Origin of the sequence: Intestinimonas massiliensis (ex Afouda et al. 2020) (genome assembly GCF_001244995.1) — a bacterium.
Classification (GTDB): domain Bacteria; phylum Bacillota; class Clostridia; order Oscillospirales; family Oscillospiraceae; genus Intestinimonas; species Intestinimonas massiliensis.
Genome location: NZ_LN869528.1, coordinates 652,614 through 674,384, shown reverse-complemented (window position 1 = coordinate 674,384; position 21,771 = coordinate 652,614). Strand labels below are relative to the sequence as shown.

The 21,771-nt window shown below is 58.5% G+C and carries 24 protein-coding genes and 1 tRNA gene; 13 read left to right on the top strand and 12 right to left on the bottom strand.

Annotated features, from left to right (window positions below):
• Nucleotides 1–21: 21 nt before the first annotated feature.
• The 9 genes from BN2154_RS03420 to BN2154_RS03380 all read left to right on the top strand — a co-directional run bounded on the left by BN2154_RS03420 (nt 22) and on the right by BN2154_RS03380 (nt 9,868).
• Nucleotides 22–609: an HD domain-containing protein gene (locus BN2154_RS03420; protein WP_050617438.1), complete on the top strand. Its 588-nt coding sequence runs from the start codon at nt 22–24 to the stop codon at nt 607–609.
• A gap of 25 nt (nt 610–634) precedes the next feature.
• Complete coding sequence (locus tag BN2154_RS03415; protein WP_050617437.1) at nt 635–2,047, top strand: MATE family efflux transporter; 1,413 nt, start codon at nt 635–637, stop codon at nt 2,045–2,047.
• Between the two features lie 310 nt (nt 2,048–2,357).
• Nucleotides 2,358–3,068, top strand: coding sequence for a putative ABC transporter permease (locus tag BN2154_RS03410; RefSeq protein ID WP_050617436.1), 711 nt, complete (start codon nt 2,358–2,360; stop codon nt 3,066–3,068).
• Between the two features lie 159 nt (nt 3,069–3,227).
• Complete coding sequence (locus BN2154_RS03405) at nt 3,228–3,752, top strand: shikimate kinase (RefSeq protein WP_050617435.1); 525 nt, start codon at nt 3,228–3,230, stop codon at nt 3,750–3,752.
• A 33-nt stretch (nt 3,753–3,785) separates the two neighbouring features.
• Complete coding sequence (locus BN2154_RS03400; RefSeq protein ID WP_050617434.1) at nt 3,786–5,552, top strand: DEAD/DEAH box helicase; 1,767 nt, start codon at nt 3,786–3,788, stop codon at nt 5,550–5,552.
• A 76-nt stretch (nt 5,553–5,628) separates the two neighbouring features.
• On the top strand, nt 5,629–7,497 hold the full coding sequence (gene mnmG / locus BN2154_RS03395; RefSeq protein WP_050617613.1) for a tRNA uridine-5-carboxymethylaminomethyl(34) synthesis enzyme MnmG: 1,869 nt from the start codon (nt 5,629–5,631) through the stop codon (nt 7,495–7,497).
• Between the two features lie 116 nt (nt 7,498–7,613).
• A complete protein-coding gene (locus BN2154_RS03390) occupies nt 7,614–7,940 on the top strand; it encodes a hypothetical protein (RefSeq protein ID WP_050617433.1) in 327 nt (108 codons plus the stop codon).
• A gap of 3 nt (nt 7,941–7,943) precedes the next feature.
• Entirely contained in the window at nt 7,944–8,984 is a 1,041-nt protein-coding gene (gene mnmA, locus BN2154_RS03385; RefSeq protein WP_050617432.1) for a tRNA 2-thiouridine(34) synthase MnmA, read from the top strand.
• Complete coding sequence (locus tag BN2154_RS03380) at nt 8,975–9,868, top strand: MBL fold metallo-hydrolase (protein WP_050617431.1); 894 nt, start codon at nt 8,975–8,977, stop codon at nt 9,866–9,868. Before mnmA ends, BN2154_RS03380 begins: the two co-directional genes overlap by 10 nt.
• A gap of 56 nt (nt 9,869–9,924) precedes the next feature.
• Here the strand turns inward: BN2154_RS03380 and typA are convergent, their stop codons facing one another.
• Entirely contained in the window at nt 9,925–11,748 is a 1,824-nt protein-coding gene (gene typA, locus BN2154_RS03375) for a translational GTPase TypA (protein ID WP_050617430.1), read from the bottom strand.
• Nucleotides 11,749–11,998: 250 nt separating this feature from the next.
• Here typA and BN2154_RS03370 point away from each other — a divergent pair, with 250 nt between their 5' ends.
• A complete protein-coding gene (locus BN2154_RS03370) occupies nt 11,999–12,238 on the top strand; it encodes a hypothetical protein (RefSeq protein ID WP_050617429.1) in 240 nt (79 codons plus the stop codon).
• Between the two features lie 290 nt (nt 12,239–12,528).
• Nucleotides 12,529–12,605 (top strand) — tRNA-Arg (locus tag BN2154_RS03365).
• Nucleotides 12,606–12,793: 188 nt separating this feature from the next.
• On the opposite strand, the gene BN2154_RS03360 is transcribed toward BN2154_RS03365, so the two are convergent.
• The 5 genes from BN2154_RS03360 to BN2154_RS15680 all read right to left on the bottom strand — a co-directional run bounded on the left by BN2154_RS03360 (nt 12,794) and on the right by BN2154_RS15680 (nt 16,349).
• A complete protein-coding gene (locus BN2154_RS03360) occupies nt 12,794–14,188 on the bottom strand; it encodes a site-specific integrase (protein ID WP_193499870.1) in 1,395 nt (464 codons plus the stop codon).
• Nucleotides 14,189–14,209: 21 nt separating this feature from the next.
• Nucleotides 14,210–14,416 carry a helix-turn-helix domain-containing protein gene (locus tag BN2154_RS03355; protein ID WP_050617428.1) on the bottom strand — a complete coding sequence of 69 codons (207 nt, stop codon included), beginning with the start codon at nt 14,414–14,416 and terminating at the stop codon, nt 14,210–14,212.
• A 530-nt stretch (nt 14,417–14,946) separates the two neighbouring features.
• Nucleotides 14,947–15,180 (bottom strand): helix-turn-helix domain-containing protein, encoded by a 234-nt coding sequence (locus BN2154_RS03350; protein ID WP_050617427.1) that lies wholly within the window; start codon nt 15,178–15,180, stop codon nt 14,947–14,949.
• Nucleotides 15,181–15,185: 5 nt separating this feature from the next.
• On the bottom strand, nt 15,186–15,617 hold the full coding sequence (locus BN2154_RS03345) for an RNA polymerase sigma factor (RefSeq protein ID WP_050617426.1): 432 nt from the start codon (nt 15,615–15,617) through the stop codon (nt 15,186–15,188).
• 585 nt (nt 15,618–16,202) lie between these two features.
• Entirely contained in the window at nt 16,203–16,349 is a 147-nt protein-coding gene (locus BN2154_RS15680; protein ID WP_154666632.1) for a hypothetical protein, read from the bottom strand.
• A 126-nt stretch (nt 16,350–16,475) separates the two neighbouring features.
• Here BN2154_RS15680 and BN2154_RS03340 point away from each other — a divergent pair, with 126 nt between their 5' ends.
• Nucleotides 16,476–17,351, top strand: a complete 876-nt coding sequence (locus tag BN2154_RS03340; RefSeq protein ID WP_050617425.1) for an Rgg/GadR/MutR family transcriptional regulator — start codon at nt 16,476–16,478, stop codon at nt 17,349–17,351.
• A 132-nt stretch (nt 17,352–17,483) separates the two neighbouring features.
• Here the strand turns inward: BN2154_RS03340 and BN2154_RS03335 are convergent, their stop codons facing one another.
• Genes BN2154_RS03335 through BN2154_RS03310 form a run of 6 tightly spaced genes read right to left on the bottom strand, consistent with a single transcriptional unit; the run spans nt 17,484 to nt 20,915 of the window.
• On the bottom strand, nt 17,484–17,831 hold the full coding sequence (locus BN2154_RS03335; protein ID WP_050617424.1) for a response regulator: 348 nt from the start codon (nt 17,829–17,831) through the stop codon (nt 17,484–17,486).
• A gap of 13 nt (nt 17,832–17,844) precedes the next feature.
• Nucleotides 17,845–18,336: a hypothetical protein gene (locus BN2154_RS03330; RefSeq protein ID WP_050617423.1), complete on the bottom strand. Its 492-nt coding sequence runs from the start codon at nt 18,334–18,336 to the stop codon at nt 17,845–17,847.
• 10 nt (nt 18,337–18,346) lie between these two features.
• Nucleotides 18,347–18,643 carry a hypothetical protein gene (locus tag BN2154_RS03325; protein ID WP_050617422.1) on the bottom strand — a complete coding sequence of 99 codons (297 nt, stop codon included), beginning with the start codon at nt 18,641–18,643 and terminating at the stop codon, nt 18,347–18,349.
• A gap of 4 nt (nt 18,644–18,647) precedes the next feature.
• Nucleotides 18,648–19,412, bottom strand: a complete 765-nt coding sequence (locus BN2154_RS03320; protein ID WP_050617421.1) for an ABC transporter permease — start codon at nt 19,410–19,412, stop codon at nt 18,648–18,650.
• Nucleotides 19,413–19,428: 16 nt separating this feature from the next.
• Nucleotides 19,429–20,154: an ABC transporter permease gene (locus BN2154_RS03315; RefSeq protein ID WP_050617420.1), complete on the bottom strand. Its 726-nt coding sequence runs from the start codon at nt 20,152–20,154 to the stop codon at nt 19,429–19,431.
• Nucleotides 20,151–20,915 carry an ABC transporter ATP-binding protein gene (locus BN2154_RS03310; protein WP_050617419.1) on the bottom strand — a complete coding sequence of 255 codons (765 nt, stop codon included), beginning with the start codon at nt 20,913–20,915 and terminating at the stop codon, nt 20,151–20,153. Before BN2154_RS03310 ends, BN2154_RS03315 begins: the two co-directional genes overlap by 4 nt.
• Nucleotides 20,916–21,069: 154 nt before the next feature.
• On the opposite strand from BN2154_RS03310, the gene BN2154_RS03305 reads away from it, so the two are divergent.
• Nucleotides 21,070–21,771, top strand: a complete 702-nt coding sequence (locus tag BN2154_RS03305; protein WP_050617418.1) for a response regulator transcription factor — start codon at nt 21,070–21,072, stop codon at nt 21,769–21,771.

Sequence of the window (21,771 nt, the reverse complement as noted above, 5' to 3'; positions counted from 1 at the left end):
TCTGACAGAAGGAGGACCTCTATGTCCGCCAAAGAAGAATTCATCGACCTCTACACCGCCCACATCCGCCGGGAGGGGGCCGACGCCCTGCTGGACTATCTGGAAAACAAGTCGGACTTTTTTACCGCGCCCGCCTCCGCCCGATTCCACGGGGCCTACGCCGGGGGCCTGTGCGAGCACAGCGTCAACGTCTACCACTGTCTGGCCGAGTACCTGGCCCGGGAGCGGGTGCAGGAGCTCTATGGCCTGGAGTACCCCGCCGAGTCGGTGGCCGTGGCCGCCCTGCTCCACGACCTGTGCAAGATAGGGTGCTACAAGTCGGGCTCCCGCAACGTGAAGGGGCCCGACGGCAAATGGACGGCGGTGCCCACCTTTTATTATGAGGATACACTGCCCTACGGCCATGGGGAGAAGAGCGTGTACATCATCTCCGGCTTTCTGAAGCTCAAGCGGGACGAGGCCATGGCCATCCGCTGGCACATGGGCTTCTCCGGCTCGGAGGATAGCCGGCTGGTGGGGCAGGCCCTTCAGCAGTATCCCCTGGCCTTCGCCCTCAGCGTGGCCGACATGGAGGCCACGTACTTTCTCGAAAACGAAGACGGCGTATGACCCGCCGCGCAAAGGAGACGATCCCTTGAAACCCAAGCGCCAAAACGATCTGGGAAAGGACCCGCTGGGCCCCCTGCTGCTGCGGCTGGCGGTGCCCGCCATCACGGCCCAGTTGGTCAATGCCCTGTACAACATCGTGGACCGAATGTACATCGGCCACATCCAGGAGGTGGGCGACCTGGCGCTCACCGGCCTGGGGGTGGCCTTTCCCGTGCTCATGTTCATCTCCGCCCTGTCCGCCCTGGCGGGTATGGGGGGCGGCTCCAGAGCTGCCATCCGCATGGGGGCCGGGGATGAGGAGGGAGCCAACGCCATCCTGGGTGGCTGCACCGCCCTGCTGGTGCTCATCTCCATCGTGGTGACGGTGGTGTTCCAGCTCCTGCGGGAGCCCATGCTCTACGCCTTCGGGGCCAGCGGGAACACCATCGGCTACGCCTCCGGCTACCTGAAAATCTATCTGTGGGGCACCATCGCCGTGCAGCTCTCCCTGGGCCTGAACAACTTCATCACCACCCAGGGCTTTTCCACCACCAGTATGCTCACCGTGGTCATCGGCGCGGTGTGCAACATCGTGCTGGACCCCATCTTCATCTTCGGACTGGACCTGGGGGTGCAGGGCGCCGCCCTGGCCACCATCCTGTCCCAGGCGGTGTCGGCGGTGTGGGTGCTGGCCTTCCTCACCGGCAGAAAGTCCCGGCTGAAGATCCAGCGCCGCCACCTGCGCCTGGACCCCAAGGTCCTGCTCCCCGTGGCGGCCATCGGCGTCTCCCCCTTTATCATGCAGTCCACCGAGAGCCTGGTCAACATCGCCCTCAACTCCTCCCTCAAGCACTACGGCAGCGACACCTTCGTGGGGGCGATGACCATCGCCTCCTCCGTCATGCAGGTGCTGACCATGCCCTTCATGGGCCTGTCCCAGGGGGCCCAGCCCATCATCGGCTACAACTACGGGGCGGGCAATACCGACCGGGTGAAGCGGACCTTCCGGATGATGTTTGCCGCCGGTATGAGCCTGAGCATTCTGGGCTTTACCCTGGTACAGCTCTTCCCCGGCGCCTTCATCGCCATCTTCAACGACAAGCCCGAGCTGGTCCAGGCCACCGAGTGGGCCATGCACATCTATTTCGGCGGCATGTTCATGCTGGGGATGCAGTTCTCCTGCCAGCAGACCTTCGTGGCCCTGGGACAGGCCAGGGTCTCCCTCTTCCTGGCCCTGCTGCGGAAGATCGTGCTGCTCATCCCCCTGGTCTATCTCCTGCCCCGGGTCCTCCCCGCCCTGCTGCCCCCGGCCATGGCCGACCGGGAGGTCTTTTCCGTCTACCTGGCCGAGCCCATCGCGGACATCTGCGCCGCCACGGTTACCGGCCTGGTCTTCCTGTGGAAGTTCCCCAGGATCCTGAAGAAACGGACCGGAGAGCTCTCAGGCGGCCCGGCGTAAGGGGACGGGCCCAAAATGGCCGAACGGATCACGCTCGCCCCGTTCCGGTTCGGCGGGGGGTGCCGGCCCCGTAGGTCCGCATTCTGGACCTGTCCGCCCTGCGGGTGAACATCCTGCTCCCCATGGGGAGCAGCGTGGGACCGGCAGAGGCAAATATAAGAGGCTTTGTCCCGGTAGGGACAAAGCCTCGTTTTCATGCGTGCCGAAAGGGCCGGGCAGCGGAGAAAATATAAGAAAAATTTAATGGGTTCTTTATGCCGTTTACAGATGGCGGTGATAGGATAACTCCCACACGATGGGAGGGATACCTGTGGAAACGCTGACGGAGGACCGGAGCCGGCCGGCGGAGGCCGTGCGCCCGGCGGACGGCCCGGGCCAGAGGGTGAGCCTGCGCCGGCTCTTCTGGATCTTCTTCATTGCCTCCTTCCTGGGGGCCAACATCGAGACGGCGTTCATGCTTCTCACCCGGGGCGAGCTCCAGAACCGCAGCGGCGTCCTGTTCGGCACCTTTTCTCTGGTGTGGGGGTTCGGGGCGGTGCTGTTTACTCTGTGCTTCCGGCGGTTCCAGGGCCGGGGCGGAGTGCGGGTGCTGCTGGGCGGCGCCCTGGTGGGGGCGGGGTATGAATACCTGTGCTCCTGGCTCCAGGAGGTGCTGTTCGGCGCCTGCTTCTGGGATTACAGCCACCTGCCCTTCAACCTCCATGGCCGGGTCTGCCTGGTCTTTTCCCTGCTCTGGGGGGTGGCCGCCCTGGTGTGGGTGCGGCGGATTTACCCCTGGCTGCAGCGCTGGATCGACCGCATTCCCGCCCGGACGGTCGGCCCCCTCACCCGGGTGCTGGCTGTGTTTATGGCGGCCAACATCGCTCTCACCGCCGCCGCCCTGGGTCGGATGGATGAGCGGCAGCGGGACCTGCCCCCCTCCAGCGGCGCCGAGCGGCTTCTGGACCGCTACTTCCCCGACGAGACCCTGCACCGCTGTTTTTCCAGCATGGTGTATGTGGGGACGCCGGAGGATCGGTAAGCCCCATTTTCCACTCAAATCCGGCTCATTTGCCTTCCATATGGTACAAAGCCGCCCCATCACAAGGCGCTGAGGCAAAACCATTGCCTCGGCGCCATTTTTTTGATATAATATTCCGATTGATATCAGCGCCGCTGCGCAGACTAAGGATGGAAAGCTGTGGACAACATCATTCTCGTCGGCATGCCGGGGGCGGGCAAGAGCACCGTGGGAGTGCTGCTGGCCAAGACCCTGGGCTATGCCTTTCTGGACACCGACCTGGTCATCCAGGCCCGGGAGGGGGCCCTCCTCCAGCAGCTCCTGGATGCCAGGGGCCAGGAGGCCTTTCTGGAGGCCGAGGCGGACGCCGTGTGCGCCGTCTCCTGCCGATGCACCGTCATCGCCACCGGGGGGAGCGCGGTGTACCGGACGCGGGCGGTGGAGCGCCTGCGGGAGCTGGGCCGGGTAGTGTATCTACGTCTGCCTCTGGACGAGGTGGAGCGGCGTCTGAACAACATCGGCAGCCGGGGTATCGCCATGGCCCCCGGCCAGACTCTGGCCGACCTCTACGCCTATCGTACCCCCCTGTACGAGGGCTGCGCCGACCTGACCGTGGACACGGCGGGGCAGACCCTGGAGGAGTCGGTCTCCGCGGTGCTGCGGGCACTGGGGAAGGGCGAAACGGGGCCCTTGCCGACCCCCTGAACATGGCAACTACGAACGTAAAGGAAGAATCCCATGAAATTCAATGAGCTGGGGCTGATCGCCCCGATCCTCAAGGCATTGACGGCCCAGGGCTACGCCGAGCCCACCCCCATCCAGCGCCAGGCCATCCCCCCCGCCCTCAAGGGCCGGGACGTGCTGGGCTGCGCCCAAACCGGCACGGGCAAGACCTGCGCCTTCGCCGCCCCTATCCTCCAGCGGCTCCACGCCGACGTGGTGGTGGGGCCCCGGTATATCCGCGCCCTCATCCTCACCCCCACCCGGGAGCTGGCCCTCCAGATCCAGGAGTGCTTCGAAGCCTACGGCAAGAACCTGCCCCTGCGCTCCGCCGTTATCTTCGGCGGCGTGGGACAGCAGCCCCAGGTGGACCAGATCAAAAAGGGCCTGGATATCCTGGTTGCCACCCCCGGTCGCCTGCTGGACCTCCAGGGCCAGGGCCTGCTGGACCTGGGCCGGGTGGAAATCTTCGTGCTGGACGAGGCCGACCGGATGCTGGACATGGGCTTTATCCACGACGTGCGCCGGGTGCTTAAGCTGCTGCCGGCAAAAAAGCAGACCCTCTTCTTCTCCGCCACCATGCCCCCCGAGGTGATGGAGCTGGTCAACGCCCTGCTCCGCGACCCGGTGAAGGTGGCGGTGGACCCGGTGTCCTCTCCGGTGGAGGTCATCCGGCAGAGCCTCTATTTTGTGGACAAGGGCAACAAGACCAAGCTGCTCTCCCATCTGGTGCGGGAGCTGGGGGTGAAAAACGCCCTGGTGTTCACCCGCACCAAGCACGGGGCCAACAAGGTGGCCTCCGACCTGGTGAAGAGCGGCATCACTGCCGCCGCCATCCACGGCAACAAGTCCCAGACCGCCCGGCAGCAGGCCCTGGCCGACTTCAAGGCCGGGAAGGTGCAGTGCCTGGTGGCCACCGATATCGCCGCCCGGGGCATCGACATTGAGGAGCTGTCCCACGTGTTTAACTACAACCTGCCCGAGGTGCCGGAGACCTATGTCCACCGCATCGGCCGCACCGGCCGGGCGGGCCACGGCGGCACGGCCATCTCCTTCTGCGACTTTGCCGAGCGGGAGTATCGGAAAGGCATCGAGAAGCTGATTGGCAAAAAGCTGCCGGTGGTGGAGGGGCACCCCTGGCCCATGGAGGTCTTTGAGGCGCCCAGGGACGCCAAGGGGCGGACGGTCAACGCCGACGACGCCGAGGCCCGCGCCGCCGCCCGGGAACGCAAGGCGCTGCGGGATGCGGCCCAAAAGCGGGCGCAGCCGGTCCCGGCACCGGAAGCCGCCGCGCCCACGCCGGCCAGAAAAAAGCGGAAGCCCAACTGGCAGAAGGCGGAGGGCGAGCGGGCCGGACGGCTGGACGCCGTCCTGCCGGAGCGCTCGGCGGGGCCGGTGGAGGCCGATTACGGTGATTTCAACCGCCCGGACCCCTTGGGAGAGGACCGCATCATGGACGCCACCGCCCGTCTGCTGGCCCCCCGGCCGCGGATGTTCTCCCAACGACCGGAGGCCCCCGCGCCGGAAAGGCGGGCCAGGAAAAAGAACAAGTCCGCCGCCGGACCGGCGGCAGAACCCCAGGAGCGCCCCGCGCAGGGGGGCCGGGGCAAACGGCGGGAGGAGGGCAAGAGCGCCGTCCCCGCACCCGTTCAGGCGGTGAAAAAACGCCACGACCGGGGTCGTGGTCACCGGGCGGGGCCGGTCATGCCCACGCGGAGCAGCAGCGTGAAGGACTCTACGGAGCAGCCCAGCCTGATGAAGCCCTATTATCTGAACGACGACTGAGAAAGAAGCACGAAGACGGCGGGCGGCACGGTGCGGCCCGCTGTCTCCGATTATGAAATTTGACTGGGTGAGAACCATGGACTACAACGCTGGAAGCTATGATATCGCCGTCATCGGGGCAGGGCACGCGGGCATCGAGGCCGCCCTGGCCGCCGCCCGGCTGGGACTGAAAACGGTGTGCTTCACTGTCAACCTGGACGCGGTGGGTAACATGCCCTGCAATCCCGCCATCGGCGGCACCGGAAAGGGCCATCTGGTCCGGGAGCTGGACGCCCTGGGCGGCGAGATGGCCCGGGCGGCGGACCGGGCCTGCATCCAGTATCGTACCCTGAACCGGGGCAAGGGCCCCGCCGTCTGGTCCCTGCGGGCCCAGGCCGACCGGCGGGAGTACCAGAAGATCATGAAGCACACCCTGGAATTGCAGGAAAACCTGTGGGTGAAGCAGGCCGAGGTCACCGACCTCTTCACCGACGAGTCCGGTGCGGTGGACCGGGTGCGTACCGCCGCCGGAGCGGTGTACCAGGTCCGGGCCGCCGTGGTGTGTACCGGTACCTATCTGGGTGGGCGGACCATCGTGGGCGACGTGACCCGGGATTCCGGGCCCGACGGCCTGGCCGCCGCCCTGCCGCTGACCCAGAGCCTGCTGCGGCTGGGGCTGGGCCTGCGCCGGTTCAAGACCGGAACGCCTCCCCGGGTCAACGCCCGGAGCGTGGATTTTTCCAAAATGGAGGTCCAGCCCGGCGACGAGACGGTGGTCCCTTTCTCTTTCGAGACCCGGGAGGTTCCACAAAACCGGGCGGTGTGCTACCTGACCTACACCAACCAGCGCACCCACGCCGTGATCCGGGCCAACCTGGACCGCTCCCCCCTCTTCTCCGGTGTCATCGAGGGGGTGGGGCCCCGGTACTGCCCCTCCATCGAGGACAAGGTGGTCCGCTTCGCCGACAAGCCCCGGCACCAGCTCTTCATCGAGCCCATGGGGCTGGACACCGAGGAGCTCTACATCCAGGGCTTCTCCTCCTCCCTGCCCGAGGATGTGCAGGTGGAGATGCTCCACACCGTCGCCGGACTGGAGAGAGCCGAGATGACCCGGTCGGCCTACGCCATCGAGTACGACTGCGTGGACCCCACCGAGCTCTACCCCACCCTGGAGCACATCAGGGTCCCCGGACTCTACGGGGCGGGGCAATTCAACGGCTCCTCCGGCTATGAGGAGGCCGCTGTCCAGGGCTTTGTGGCGGGGGTGAACGCTGCCCTGAAGCTGCTGGGCCGGCCGCCTATGGTCATTGGCCGGGACCAGGGGTACATCGGGGTGCTGATCGACGACCTGGTGACCAAGGGCACCAACGAACCCTACCGCATGATGACCTCGCGGACAGAGTACCGGCTGCTCCACCGGCAGGACAACGCCGACCAGCGGCTGTGCCCTATCGGTCACGCCGCCGGTCTGGTCAGCGACGAGCGATATGAGCGGGTGAAGGCCAAATACGCTGCGGTGGACCGGGAGATCAAGCGGCTGGAGAGCCGAGGCGCGCCCCCCTCCCCGGTCCTGGATGCGATGCTGGAGGGCAAGGGGGAGCCCCCCGCCAAAAGCGGGGCCCGGCTGGCCGACCTGCTGCGGCGGCCCCGGGTGGGGTACGGCGATTTGGCCCCCTTTGACCCGGAGCGCCCCGACCTGCCCGCCGCCGTGGCCGAGCAGGTGGAGATTGCCCTCAAGTACGAGGGGTACATTGCCCGGCAGCGGCGCCAGGTGGAGGAGATGCGGAAGATGGAGCGCCACCCGCTCCCGCCGGACCTGGATTATCTGGCCATTCCGGCGCTCCGGCTGGAGGCCCGGCAGAAGCTGGATCAGATCCGTCCGCTGAACCTGGGACAGGCCAGCCGCATTTCCGGCGTCAGCCCGGCGGACATGGCGGCGCTGATGATCTATCTGGAGCGGGGCTGACGCCGGGGCCCCGTGGAAAACGGGGCGCGCCGAAGGCGCGGACAAGCGTTTTGCGGAGCAAAACCTTGGCGCAGGGCCAATTTACTTGGCCCGAGCGATAAAAGAGAGGGGGCCCCATGAAACAGGGTTTCATGGGGGATCAGCCCGGCGGATATGGCGGCGCTGATGATCTATCTGGAGCGGGGCTGACGCCGGGGGCCCCGTGGAAAACGGGGCGCGCCGAAGGCGCGGACAAGCGTTTTGTGGAGCAAAACCTTGGCGCAGGGCCAATTTACTTGGCCCGAGCGATAAAAGAGAGGGGCCCCATGAAACAGGGTTTCATGGGGGATCAGCCCGGCGGACATGGCGGCGCTGATGATCTATCTGGAGCGGGGCTGACGCCGGGGGCCCCGTGGAAAACGGAGCGCGCCGAAGGCGCGGACAAGCTGAAGAAGCGAGGTTGATCTATGAAGAAGCCGCATTTGGTACTGGGACTCTCCGGCGGGGTGGACTCCGCCGTATCGGCTCTGCTTCTGCGGGAGAGCTATCAGGTCTACTGCCTCTGGCTGGACATCGGCCTGGGAGGCGGCGAGGACGCGGCCGCCATGGCCGACTGGCTGGGGCTGCCCTTTGAAAAAAAGGACATCCGCAGGGAATTGGAGCACTTCGTCTGCCAGCCCTTTGTGGAGGATTATCTGGCGGGCCGCACCCCCTTGCCCTGCGCCCGGTGCAATCCCCTGGTGAAGTTCCCCGCTCTGCTGCAGAAGGCCGAGGAGCTGGGGGGCGGCTATGTGGCCACCGGCCACTACGCCCGGGTGACCCAGGGGCCCGAGGGCCGCATTCTTCTGCGCAAGGGCCAGCCCGCCAACGACCAGTCCTACATGCTGGGACGTCTGACCCAGAGCATCCTGCGCCGGACCGTGTTCCCTTTGGGGGGGTATGAAAAAGTACAGGTCCGGGCCCTGGCGGCCCAGCGGGGGGTGCCCGTGGCCCATAAGCCGGACAGCATGGAGATCTGCTTTATCCCCGGCGGGAACTACGCCGCCTGGCTGGACGCCCGGGCCCAGACTCCGCCGCCCGGCGACTTTGTGGACCGGGAGGGCCGTGTTCTGGGCCGCCATAAGGGCATCCACCACTATACCCTGGGCCAGGGGCGGGGTCTGGGAATCTCCGGTCCCCACCGCTATTTCGTCTCGGACATCGACCCGGCGCGCAACACCGTCACCCTGTCCGACGGGTCCGATCTGTCGGCCCGGCGGGTGTTCTGCACCCACCCCAACTGGATCTCCATTCCTGGACTGGAGGCCCCCATGGAGGTGACGGTCCGGCTGCGCCACTCCCGGGCCGAGACCCCCGCCCGGCTGCACCCCTGGAAGGACGGAGTGGCCCTGGAGCTGGCCGTCCCCGCCCGGGCCCCCACGCCGGGGCAGCTTGCGGTCTTCTATCAGGAGGACATCGTGGTGGGCTCGGCCTGGATCGAAAAGGAGGACGGGGACACATGGAGCTGATACAGGCCAAAGGCGACACCTGGTATCTGGCCGCCGCCGAGCTGATCCCCCTCTACCGCCTGGAGGGCGGTCGCTGCATCCTGCTGGACAGCGGCCTGGAGAGCGAGCGGGAGGCGCTCTCCGCCGCGCTGGACCGGGCGGGGCTGACGCCGGTGGGGGTATTCGGCTCCCACACCCACCGGGACCACTCGGTGAACAACGGGTGGCTGCGGGAGCGCTACGGCACCCGCATCTGTCTGCCCGAGGGGGAGGCCGTCATTGCCTCCACCCCCCTCATGTGCAAGCAGGTGTACGCCTCCCTGTCCCTGGAGGGCCTGATGGAGGACTGCGGCGGCATGGTGTGCCGGGCGGATGAGACCGTGGGGCCGGAGGACGGTACGGCGGAGTTTCTGGGGGTCCCCTTCCGGGTGCTCCACGCCCCCGGCCACACCCCCGACCACATCTGCACCATCACTCCGGACGGAGTGTGCTACACCGCCGACCTGATGCTGGCCGGTCCGGCGCTGGAGACCGCCCGGCTGCCCTATCACTACGTCCATGCCGTCGCCCGGGCCAGCATGGAAAAGCTGCGGGATGCGGCGGGCGGCTGCGCCTGCTGCATCGCGGCCCACCGGGCGGTGTTCCGAGACCCGGCTTCGGTGGCGGCGGGGAATCTGGCCCTGCTGGACCGGGTGGGCGGGGAGATGCTGGAGCTGCTGCGGACGCCCCTGACCCTGGGGGAGCTGGTGGCCGCCGTGGTGGAGCGGAAAAAGCTGCTGACCCACAGTGAGATGAAGGCCGCCCGGTATGCCCGCAGCGTGCAGTGCTTTGTGGAATATCTCCGGGACACCGGCCGGCTGGACGTGGTGGTGGACCGAGGGATGCGCCGCTTTGTGCGCAGATAAAGGAAGAAAAGCGGGGCCGTGGAGAATCTCCACGGCCCCGCCGTTTTTTTGCTGGTTTATTTGCCGCCCTTGAGGGCCTTCATCCGATCGCCGTGGTCCAGAATCCGCTTGCGCAGCCGCAGGTTCTCCGGAGTGACCTCCAGCAGCTCGTCGTCCGCCAGGAACTCCAAGCACTGCTCCAGGCTCATCTGCCGGGCGGGTGTCAGCCGCAGGGCCTCGTCCGAGCCGGAGGCCCGCATGTTGGTGAGCTGCTTCTTCTTGCACACATTGACCGAGATGTCCTCGTTCTTGGGGGTCTCACCCACCACCATGCCGGCGTAGACGGGCACGCCCGCGCCGATGAACAGCGCGCCCCGCTCTTGGGCGTTGAACAGGCCGTAGGTCACGGCCTCGCCGGTCTCAAAGGCCACCAGGCTGCCGGTATTCCGCCGGGTCACCTCCCCCTTGAAGGGGGCGTAGCACTCAAAGACCGAGGCCATGATGCCCTCACCCTTGGTGTCGGTCAAAAACTCATTGCGGTAGCCGAACAGGCCCCGGGCGGGGACCAGGAACTCCACCTTCATCCGGTTGCCCACGGGGGTCATCTCGGCCATCTCACCCTTCCGGGCGCCGATCTTCTCGATGACCGAGCCCACGGCCTCGGCGGGCACGTCCACCACCAGCCGCTCGATGGGCTCGCACTTCTGGCCGTCGATCTCCTGATAGAGCACCCGCGGGGGGGAGACCTGGAATTCGTAGCCCTCCCGGCGCATGGTCTCGATGAGGATGGACAGGGACATTTCGCCCCGGCCGGCCACGTTGAAGGAGTCGGTGTTGGCGGTCTCGGTGACCCGGAGGGACACGTCCTTCAGCGTCTCACGGAACAGCCGCTCCCGAAGCTGGCGGGAGGTGACGAATTTGCCCTCCCGGCCGGCAAAGGGGGAGTCGTTCACCGAGAAGGTCATCTCGATGGTAGGAGCGGAGATCTTGACGAACTCGATGGGCTCCACCGCGTCGGGGGCGCAGATGGTGTCGCCGATGGTGATGTCGCCAATGCCGCTCATGGCGATAATGTTGCCGGCGGTGGCCTCGGTCACCGGGACCTTGCCCAGTCCGTCGAACTGGTACAGGGAGACGGCCTTGGCCTTTTGGGGGGCGTCGTCCGGGGTGTGGAAGTTACACACCGCGATCTCCTGATTCTGCTTGATGGTGCCCCGCTCGATGCGTCCGACGGCAATGCGGCCCACAAACTCATTGTAGTCGATGGAGGAGACCAGCATCTGGAAGGGGGCGTCCTCGTCGGCCTCGGGGCCGGGGATATAGTCCAGGATGGTGTCGAAGAGGGGGGCCAGATCGGTGCCGGCCACCTCCGGAGAGTAAGAGGCCGTGCCCTGGCGGCCCGAGCAGAACAGCGTGGGAGAATCAAACTGCTCTTCGGTGGCGTTCAGGTCCATCAACAGCTCCAGCACCTCGTCGCAGACCTCGTGGATGCGCTGGTCGGGGCGGTCGATCTTGTTGATGACCACGATGACCCGGTGGCCCAGTTCCAGAGCCTTGGACAGCACGAAGCGGGTCTGGGGCATGGGGCCCTCGGCGGCATCCACCAGCAGGATGACGCCGTTGACCATCTTCAGGATACGCTCCACCTCGCCGCCGAAGTCGGCGTGGCCCGGGGTATCCACGATGTTAATCTTCACGTCCTTATAGTGGACGGCGGTGTTCTTGGCCAGGATGGTGATGCCCCGCTCCCGCTCCAGGTCGTTGGAGTCCATGACCCGTTCCACGGTGGCCTGGTTCTCCCGGTAAATGCCGCCCTGCTTGAGCATCTCGTCCACCAGAGTGGTCTTGCCGTGGTCAACGTGGGCGATGATGGCAATGTTTCTTAAGTGTGTGTTCTGCAATTTCAGCACCTCTTATAGACTGCGATTCCAATGTCATTCCAAATTTCCGACCCCATATTATATCCTGTCCGGGGGAAAAAGGCAACTTTTTTCTTTTGATTGTCAAAAAAAGAGCGAAACAAAGAATGTTACATATATTAAAAAGAAACAGAATATTTATATTAATCAGTAACATATAACCACAATGTGACTGTGGCGTGCTATACTTACAATCAAATATGGAGGCGAGACGGAGAAAGGCGGGCTTATCATGGGAAAAGACCGGAACGACAGACGGAAAAAGCTCATCGCCAGTTGCCTGCTGGCGCTGTTGCTGATCGGCGGCGTGGCCGCGGCGGAGCGGCTCAATCAGATGGACCCCGCCAGTCGGGGGCTGACCGGTACTCCATCCGGGGTAACCTTCTGGAGGGCGGAGCAGGAGGACGTGGAGATCCCCGACGAGGCGGCGCCCAAGGCCCCGGCGCCCCGAGCTGCGGGGGACGCGTTGTAAAAAGGAAAAGGGCCTGGTGGCCGATGGGCCGGGCACTTTTTGACGGGATGCGGCGTTGACAGCCGCCCGGATTTGGGTTACAATATCCGGGCAGTTGTCCATATGCGCCAGTAGCTCAATAGGATAGAGCATACCCCTCCTAACAATTGAATCGTTCGAACCCCGGAGCCCTTCATAGTTGAATAATTTCTGTATATGCCCCCGTACCTCACCAGGATAGAGGGTCCGCCTCCTAAAAATCGAATCGTTCGAATCCTGGAGCCCTGCAAAATTGAATATTTTCTGTATAAGCCCCCGTAGCTCAGTTGGATAGAGCGGTCGCCTCCTAAGCGACAGGCCACTGGTTCGAACCCAGCCGGGGGTGCCAAAAATGACCGCTGTAAGCCGTTTTTTGATGGTTTACAGCGGCTTTTGTTATCATTTCCTCAGAGCGTTCTTGCCACTCCGCCGGAACAATTTTATACATTTTCCGCTGTATGCCTGCTAATTGGCTTCGAACTATTTTTCTGACCTTGCTAATAAAAAACGTCGATTTGCTAATACGATTTTCCCGCCCTATTTTTCGGATGGGGCCGACGCCAGCAATGCGGCCAGTGTGTTGGCCAGTTCCGGCGACTTGCGAAGCTGTTCTACCAGGGCCTCCAAATCCAATGTGGCGGGCGCCGGTTCCTTCGGTTCCTCCGGGGGCCGAACCGAACGCAGGTCAGGATTGGCATAGAAGGCGCTCTCAAACTTCTGGGCGTTGATCTTGCGGTCCTCGTCCAGAATGTGCGCATACACGCTGGTGATCATGTCGATCTGAGCGTGGCCCGTATCACCCTGGGTGGCCTTCAGGTCGCCGTGGTTCAGCTTTAACTTATAGGTGGTACTGGAATGGCGTAGGGAGTGAAAGACCACTTTGGGCAGCCCCGCTTTCTCCCGCAGCTTCTCAAACGACTTCAGGATGATACGGTCCTCACAGGGGCGGCCATTGGCCAGTGCCACCACCAGGTCGTAGTCCTGATACTCGTCGCGGAGCAGCGCCCGCAGCTCATCTTGTGCGGATTTCCATTCCCGCAAGATATACGCCAGGGTCTTGGGCAGCCACACCTTGCGGATGCTGGAATCGGTCTTGGGCTTCTTCAAAATGATCCTGGTGCTGGTGTTTGGAAACAGCGGCGTGAACACATGATAGATGTCCTTTTGCCCCAGCATCTCAATGGCCCGCTTGGAGGCCCGCGCCAGCTCCTTGTCGATGTAGACATAGGCGTTGTCATCGGCGATTTCTTCATCGGAGATGTGGACGTTGCTCCAGGTCAGCCCCAGAATCTCACCCATACGCAGCGAACAGGCAAAGGCCAGATTCATTGCCACATAGAGTTTGCTGTCCGTACACTGGTCCAGGGCGGTGCGGATCATATCGGCGGTCCAGATGTCCCGCTTCTTGTATTCCACTTTGGGCAGAACCACATTGTCAAAGGGGTTCTTGGCAACCAGCTCCCACCGAACTGCCTGCTTGAAGGCACAACGGAGAAGTTTGATGATCTTCTCGATGGTGGCGTTGGTCACGAACTCCGTTTTGGCGTGATGCGTCCTGGTGTTCACCGCGGGGGTTTTCTGCAAGGTCTGGATGTACTTGTCCACCACCCGCGTGGTGATGTCCTGCACCTTCATGTCCCCGATGATAGGGTTGATGTAGTTGGCAATCAGCGAGTTTTGGCTGTCATACATGGATACGCCCCACCGCTTTTCGCCGTATAGGGAAACGAAGTCGGACAGGAACTCCGCAATATTCTGATTGGTGGGCGGAAGGAAGGAGTTGGAGCTTTTCTGACTCTCAATCTCTGCCTTGCGCTTCAATGCCTCTTGGTAGGAAGTGCGGGTTTCCCACTTCTGCTTGGTCTCGCCGTTCTCGTCTACATAGGTATAAACAATAGAATAGTTTTTCTTTCTCTTGATGATAGATGCCATAACGAACCTTCCTTTCTGATGTCACAGATCAAGCGGCTCCAGCCACTTGTCAAACGACCGCTTGGGAATTCGTATGGCGTTACCAATTCGTACGCTTTTGAAAAGGCCCTCCTGCACAAGGCGGTATGCCTGTGTCCGGCTGACACCCAATATACGGGCAACCTCGTTGACCGTATAGGTGCGGCACTCCAAAGGCCTTCTCTCCGTACCGTTCTGAATTTCTGACACGGCAGCCTCCTTTCCAGTCAGAAACGGCACACAAAAGGGTGTTCATTCATAACTTCCACCCTCATTGTACCGCGCCATTTCGGGTTTGTCTGCTGCTAATGGAAAGTTTACGAATTATCCGTAAACAGAAAAGCAGAAGATTTATCTGAAAATAAAAGAGGCAAAAAAACGGATGGCTGCTGGCTACAGCTCCACGGGAATTTCACCCCGGCCCATGCTGATGGGTGCGCCGCGCAATGCTTTGAGGGCGTTCAACGCGGGAGTCTCATTATCCTGTCTGTGCATCCTCGCCCACAGGCTGCCACACCTGTTTCGCGGCCTGGTTTTGTCGCTCACCTGTTTGGTAGGGGTCCCGTCCTGCGGACTTGCAACAGACTTCATGGCGCACCGGCCGACCGGCTCCACACAGACAGATCGTATCCGTCTGCCTTATGCTGCCCGAAGGCTTTCTTTGTCAAGGTGGGGTCAGTCCCCGGCATCGGCAAAGGAGGAAAGGGTAAGCCGCTTGCCTTCTGCCAGGGCTGAAAGGATCAGGCGCGCATCACGGCCCGGATCAGTCGGATTTCCAGACAGCGTTTCATGTGGGTATCCACGCACACATGAGGGGTTCCGTCCTTGTCATAGAGAGTACGGGTACACAGGCGGCTCATATAGTCGTCGTAGTACCGCAGCACTTGCTCCATGGCCTCGCTGTCACCGCCGGAGGCCGCGTGAATCACCCAAACGGGCGGCAGGTCCTTTCCCTTGTGGATGGGCTCTGTCATCTTCCTCAGCCTCCTTTCGGCATCAGCGCCGACAATGCTTCGCGCAGCTCCTGCAGCGCCTTCGTCCGGTGCCGCTGAACGGCGCTACGGGACATCCCAACGAGATTGCCGATCTCACCGTCTGCCAGGCCCAGGGTGCAGTGCAAAATCAAAATGCTCTGCTCCGTGTGCGGCAAAGCGGAGAAAGCCTCGGCCACAAGCTCGTTGTCGATATGTAGATCGTAGCCGTGCGACGAGAACACAATGCTGTCGCTGGGGTAACAATCCACGACGCAGAGCTTGTCCAGCTCCGCCTGGGACAAGTCGCTAAAGAAGGCTTCACGCTCTCTTTGGCGTTTCATGTTCCGCAGGTAGGCTCTGGCCTCGTTTCGCAATACCTTCTTGCAAAAAGCATCGAACCGGCATTGCTCGCCATAGTCGCGGGGGTTAGATTCCATCAGTTTCACCCCCTTTCCATGGGGGGATCAGGTGGTTCTCTCCCTTTCCGCTACTACCAATCCTGCGAGAGCGTGTTCTGCCCGCTAAGCGCCTCCTTTTTGAAGAAAATTTGAGAAAATCAACAGCCAGCCAGCCCGACCGCAGGAAATCACAAAAAGCGCCCGGCAGGTCACAGACCCACCGGGCGCAATAGCAAGTGATATGCAGATTGTTTACATGGTATAGTTCACACTCATGGCCGAACATCTCCGCCGACTGGAACGAGCTTTTCTTGAGCGGCTGGCCCTTGTCAGATCAGGCGGGGACAGCATCCGGCGCAGCATGGCAGCATCCTCCTTCTATGCCGCCGTGTGAGCTGTCAGGGCAAAAGGAAACGGCGGCCTTGATTTCTCAAAGCCGCCGCTGAACGTATGGGCGTGTCAATAGGGCTGCTGCACGACGGCTTTTTTCTTTTGCCGTCGTCCGGCAGATTCTTTGATATTTAAGTTCTTGTATAACTTCCTATCTCCAATGCAAGGAATGTAAAATAGCAGCCACACATTTAGCAGCTCATAGATACGGTTGCCTGGTAATGTTGGAACAACTCACAGCGAAAAAACACTTTTTAACGCTTTCCCTAAGAGTTCAATTTTGCCGATCTTCTCCAAATCTTTTCGCAGCTTTTCTTCACTGCCATTCTTCCCGGCAACAACCTTAATGATTTTTGTTCCGGGGATAGTGCTTTTTTTCATTTGCAGCACCTCCTTTCTCCCTCATTATAAAAGTCTTAGCTATCAGCGCAAAATAAGTCCGAGTATTCAGACCATTTTTGCTTGGATGTGATATAATGGGTATTAGTCAAGTAAGAGGTGAGATTTATGGAAACATACGGTATCACGATTCGTAAGATTAGATTAAGCAAGGGCTTTTCTCATAAAGAAATATATACCGGCATTTTGAGTAAGTCCTTTGCCATTGATTTTGAGAAGGGAATGTATGACATCAAGTTTAATCTCATGCTGAAAATTTTGGATAGGCTAATGATTTCCGTGGATGAACTTCTTCTGATACATAGCCAGTACAAAACAACACCTTGCCATGAACCTTTGCTGAATGTTAATCTTGAGCGAATAAAAAATGATCCATCATACTCTGCCGATATAGAAAAGAAATTCTATGATGAAATGAAGGCAAATAAAACTTCATCCAGCAGATTACAACACGCAGAAATAGTAGCATTAAGATCTGTATATGGAGATCCTGATTATCAAAATTCATCCGAGTATCAAGTAGCCAAGAGCTACATTCAGAAGTATCTTTTTGATGTGGAAACTTGGTCATTGTCTGAATTTCGTATATTTTCAGATATGAGCTTTATATTTGAGAATGGTGATGTGAAAACCTCACTTTTCCTTACTGCATGGGAAACCTTAGAAAAGTATAAAGCGCATCCAGATTATCAGGTATACCTATCTCATTTGTTAGTGAACAATCTCTATCAACTGATTCGCACCAGGCAATATACCATTGCAGAAAAAGCGATTGACAAACTGCAAGAGTTAACGATTGATCCTAATATGCTATCTTGGAAAGTTCCAATGCTTTATTATGACGGTTTGCTAAACTATGCAACAGGTAATCCGCAATCCGGCTTATCAAAAATCAAAAAAGCAAAGCAAATCTATCATCTATGCGGCAATGATTTCATGGTTGAGCAAATGGACATTGGGCTTGAACTTTTGCAAAACCCATAGGAACAAGCTATACTTTTGAAAAACAGGGTATATTAGCATGGCGGCTCCCTCCGTGGGCCGCCGATCCTGTGCCGGGCAAAGAAAAGCGGCGGCTTTTTTCTTTTGCCGTCGTCCGGCAGATGGTATCTTTATTTAGTTACTCACTAAGGCTTTAATTTTTCCAACTAAATTAAAATCCGTTTTGCAGCAGAAACTACCATAGTACAGTTTGGCTTTTTGCTCTAATGTTCTACTGTCATCGCCAGACATTAGCAGAAAAGGCGTTCTCAAACCTTTATGACGGATTTTTTCAAGCAAATCCAACCCCGTGCCATCTTTCATGTTGAAATCGGAACAGATTGCATCAACTGTGACTGCTTGAAGTATGTCCAATGCTTCCTTGACGCCCGTGGCCTTAATCGTATCAAAATCGCCCGATAACACAGATGACAGGACTTGCAGATATTCCGTGTTATCATCCACTATCAATATTCGTTTCATATCATTCTATCGTTTATCCCACAGTAATCTGGATCGCGCCCGAATAGTCTGTGCCGGTGATTCCGATGTAGTTCGCTCCAGCTTGAAGCTGAACGGCAACGCTTCCACTGGCAGATTCAGAAAGTACTTGCTCCTCCAAGTCCGGGGAGATGTAAATGAGTTGACAGTCCCCATCAAGAGAATCAAACTGGTATCGGATTACAATTTCACGGCACTCATTTTCCTTGAGGTCGGTGTCAGCAACCAAAATATCCTGTCCGTTAAATCCAGTTACAGAAGCGTCATAGGTGGCCAGAAAAGCATCGTTGTCCGAAGTCCGGCTGCCCTCAAAAGACTGATAAGGGGTTATAAGAGCGTTGCTTTTCCCAATCACTACATCATCACCTAATTGCTCTGCTCCTTCCCTGAGATTTTCACTTAACCTGTCGAGGCCGGAGCAGGCAGTACAGGCCAGTAAAGAAACAGCAATCAGGCAACACCCAATAATTTTGCCAATTTTTCGCATAGCAATTTCCTCACTGAACGAAAGTAAGGAACATGGCAAGCGCAACAATTCCCACCATCAGCAGTGCCCAAAACGCGCTGATTACCGTGGATGCGATATTGATAACGCTGCGGCTTTCCTTGCTCCGCACACATACCACCGAAAGGATCAGGCCCAGCAGGACAAAAACGATATTGGCTCCGGCCCAAGCGGTTCGGACTCCGTCCGACAGCGAAATGTGCAGAAGCGATGGGGCAAGAGCCGCCAGCGGCAGGATGCTCACAATGAGCGCAGCGATACTAACTGATTGAAGTTTTTTCTTTTCCATAGTTTTACCTCATTTCTTTTTTCCCAAATTGGGTGACAGCCAGCGCAAAAAACAGGCCAAACACTATAATTGCGCACGGCAGGAATGGAAACATCGAAAAAGCGGCGTCGGAAGTTTCTGCTGTAAAGTCATGGAGAGAGCAGGAAACGAGATAACCGCTGTAACAGTACGGGTAGGCGATCCACAGCGGCGTATTTGCAACCAATACACCAGGAATCACAAGCAGCAAATTTAATCCCACAGAAAGAAGCGGCTTTTCAAACAGCACGGTGATGGCCCACATAGCCGCAATGCACGGCAGCATAGTCAGAAACAGCCCCAAGCACCATTTCAGAAGATACAGGATTGGCAGGGTCTCTGTGACCCCCATTGTCTGTGTTGCAATCAACCCGGCAATTACGAACACGACGAGAAATACCACCATTTCCATGAACAGATAAAAGGTAAGCACACAGAACTTTGCAATGGATAATGTGTAGCGGCTGACCGGCAGCGCCAGCATTTTCAGAATCCCGTTATTTCCTGTTTCTCGCCCTGCGATCATCACGCAGACTACAATCATACTGAACGGGAGCAGATAGTAGGCGTAAACAAGCGCACTTTGAATGAACATGGCAGGCCACGCATTGGTGTATTCCGGTGTAAAGTAGTTGCTCAAACTCGCAACCCCGGAAACCACCACCAATAAAGGTGCAATGAAAATCAGGGGTACGATTTTGGAGCGTTTTACTTTCATAAACTCGATTTTGAGTAAATCCAAAAAGCTCATTTCTTATTATCCCTCCTTACTCGTAGCGTCTGTACTTCGCCAGCCACAAGCCCACAGCAAGGAACAACAGCGTTTCCGCCAAAGCGACAAGAGCAACCGTCGGATCAGGCTGGGCGCTCATGGCTACTGCTGGTTTCAGAATAATCACAAAAGGATGCACCAGCAAAAGCGTCAGCCCCGAATTTGCAAGAGCCATACCACTTAGAAAACCGGCGACACCAATTCCAAGCGGCACCCACATATTTTCAAAGCGCGAGGAAATCAGCAGCATAAACGACAGCACCGGCATAGATGTGAGAAAAGAGTATCCGGCAAAGCGTACCAGCGTACCCATCTCAAACGCTCCGTCCGGCAAATCCGTCATACCGATCTGTGCAAGAGCCAGATTTTGCAGTACTATTGCAACCAAAAACATGACCGTCAGAATCAGGAATTTGCACAGGTACATGGCCGGGACACTTACGGGAAGCATATACATCTTCTTAACTGCGCTCCCCTTAAATTCCATGTTGTAGATCATGCAGGTAGCAACCACGATACCGAACAGGTTCAGCACCATAATCATGCCGTAGAGCTGGGTCAACAAGACATCCATCGGAGCCAGCGGCAGATTCAGAAGCGTATCTTTCCGCACAATGAAATTGACAAATGCGTAGGCGGCTCCCAAGACACCAACGGCCAGCAGCACGGGAATCACGCCGGTTCGCTTTTCTTTCCGAAGTTCGATTGCCAGCGTTTTCATAATTTCGCCCTCTGCTTTCTGTCCATGTTGTCCTTCTCAACCATAGAAAGGAACACATCTTCCAGATTGTCCGCTGCGAAACCGGATTGCAGAGCATACTGACGCAGATCATTCATGCTGCCCTCAAACAGCAGCCGCCCGTGGTTGAGAATCCCAATGTCGTCCGCGATCAATTCGATTTCAGACAGCATATGGGACGAGATCAGCACCGTGCAATCGTAAAGGCTGGGCAAGGATTTTACCAGATTGCGGATTTCGTGGATACCGGACGGGTCAAGGCCGTTGGTGGGTTCGTCCAGAATCAGAATCGGCGGACGCCCCAAGAGCGCCCCGGCAAGGCCCAAGCGTTGCTTCATTCCCAGCGAATACTTCTTTGCCAGCCGGTCACCAAACTCGGTCAGCCCCACCAGCTCCAGCGCATCTTCCACATCGGCTTTCGGCAGTCCCAAAATGCGGCGGATAATATCAAGATTTTCCCGCCCGGTGAGGTTCGCGTAGAAAGACGGCGCTTCGATGAAAGAGCCGATCTCTTTGAGAATGGAAATCCGGTCATTCGGAAACTGCTTCCCATCAATGGTAAAGCTACCCTTTGTCGGTGCGGTCAGACCCAGCAGCATTTTCATGGTCGTGGATTTTCCTGCACCATTGGGGCCGAGAAACCCATAAATGCTGCCCTTGCGAATATGAAGCGAAACATGGTTGACCGAAGTGAAGTTCTTGTACTTCTTGGTCAACTGTTCCGTTGTGATGATATAGTCCATAGAAACATCTCCTTTCGATGCTTTTATGGTACGACTTCAACCTGACATCTACATTCTCCCGTCCTTACTTTTACCTTACTTTTTGCAGAGGGGCTCCGCAGAACAAAATCCCCATGATATAATGGGAACAAAGAAGTTGAATGGAGATAATTCTATGGATAATTCCTTTTTGCATAGAAAAAGACTCCTGCTGGTAGATGATGAGCAGGAGTTATTGAAGATGGTAACAGATATATTGAAAGATGCAGGATTTGAAACTGTTCTTACTGCTATGTCGGTTAAAGACGCTGTCCTGACCACAAAAAATGAAAATCCTGATTTAATCGTTTTGGATGTCATGCTGCCAGATGGGGACGGATTTTCTCTGATGCAGCAGCTTCGGACCTTTACCAATGTGCCGATCATTTTCTTAACAGCAAAGGACGAGGCCGCAGACAAATTATCGGGATTGGGGCTTGGTGCAGATGATTACATTTCAAAGCCTTTTATGCCGCAGGAATTGTTACTGCGTATCTATGCGGTACTGCGTCGAACTTATAAAGAGGATTCACCGCTGCTTGTTTTAGATGGATGTACGATTGATTTCAGCCGGGCCGAAGTTCACAAAGGCAGCGAAACCATTTCACTGACCGCCAAAGAGCACACCCTGCTCGAAACCCTTGCCCGTAATGCCGGAAAGATCGTTACCGTAGATTCGCTTTGTGAAGCCCTCTGGGGGGACAATCCTTTTGGCTACGAAAACAGTCTCAATGCTCATATCCGGCGCGTCCGGGAAAAGATTGAAACCGACCCGTCAAAACCTGTATCTCTGATAACCATTAAAGGGTTAGGCTATAAGCTAATAGCAAGGAAGTGA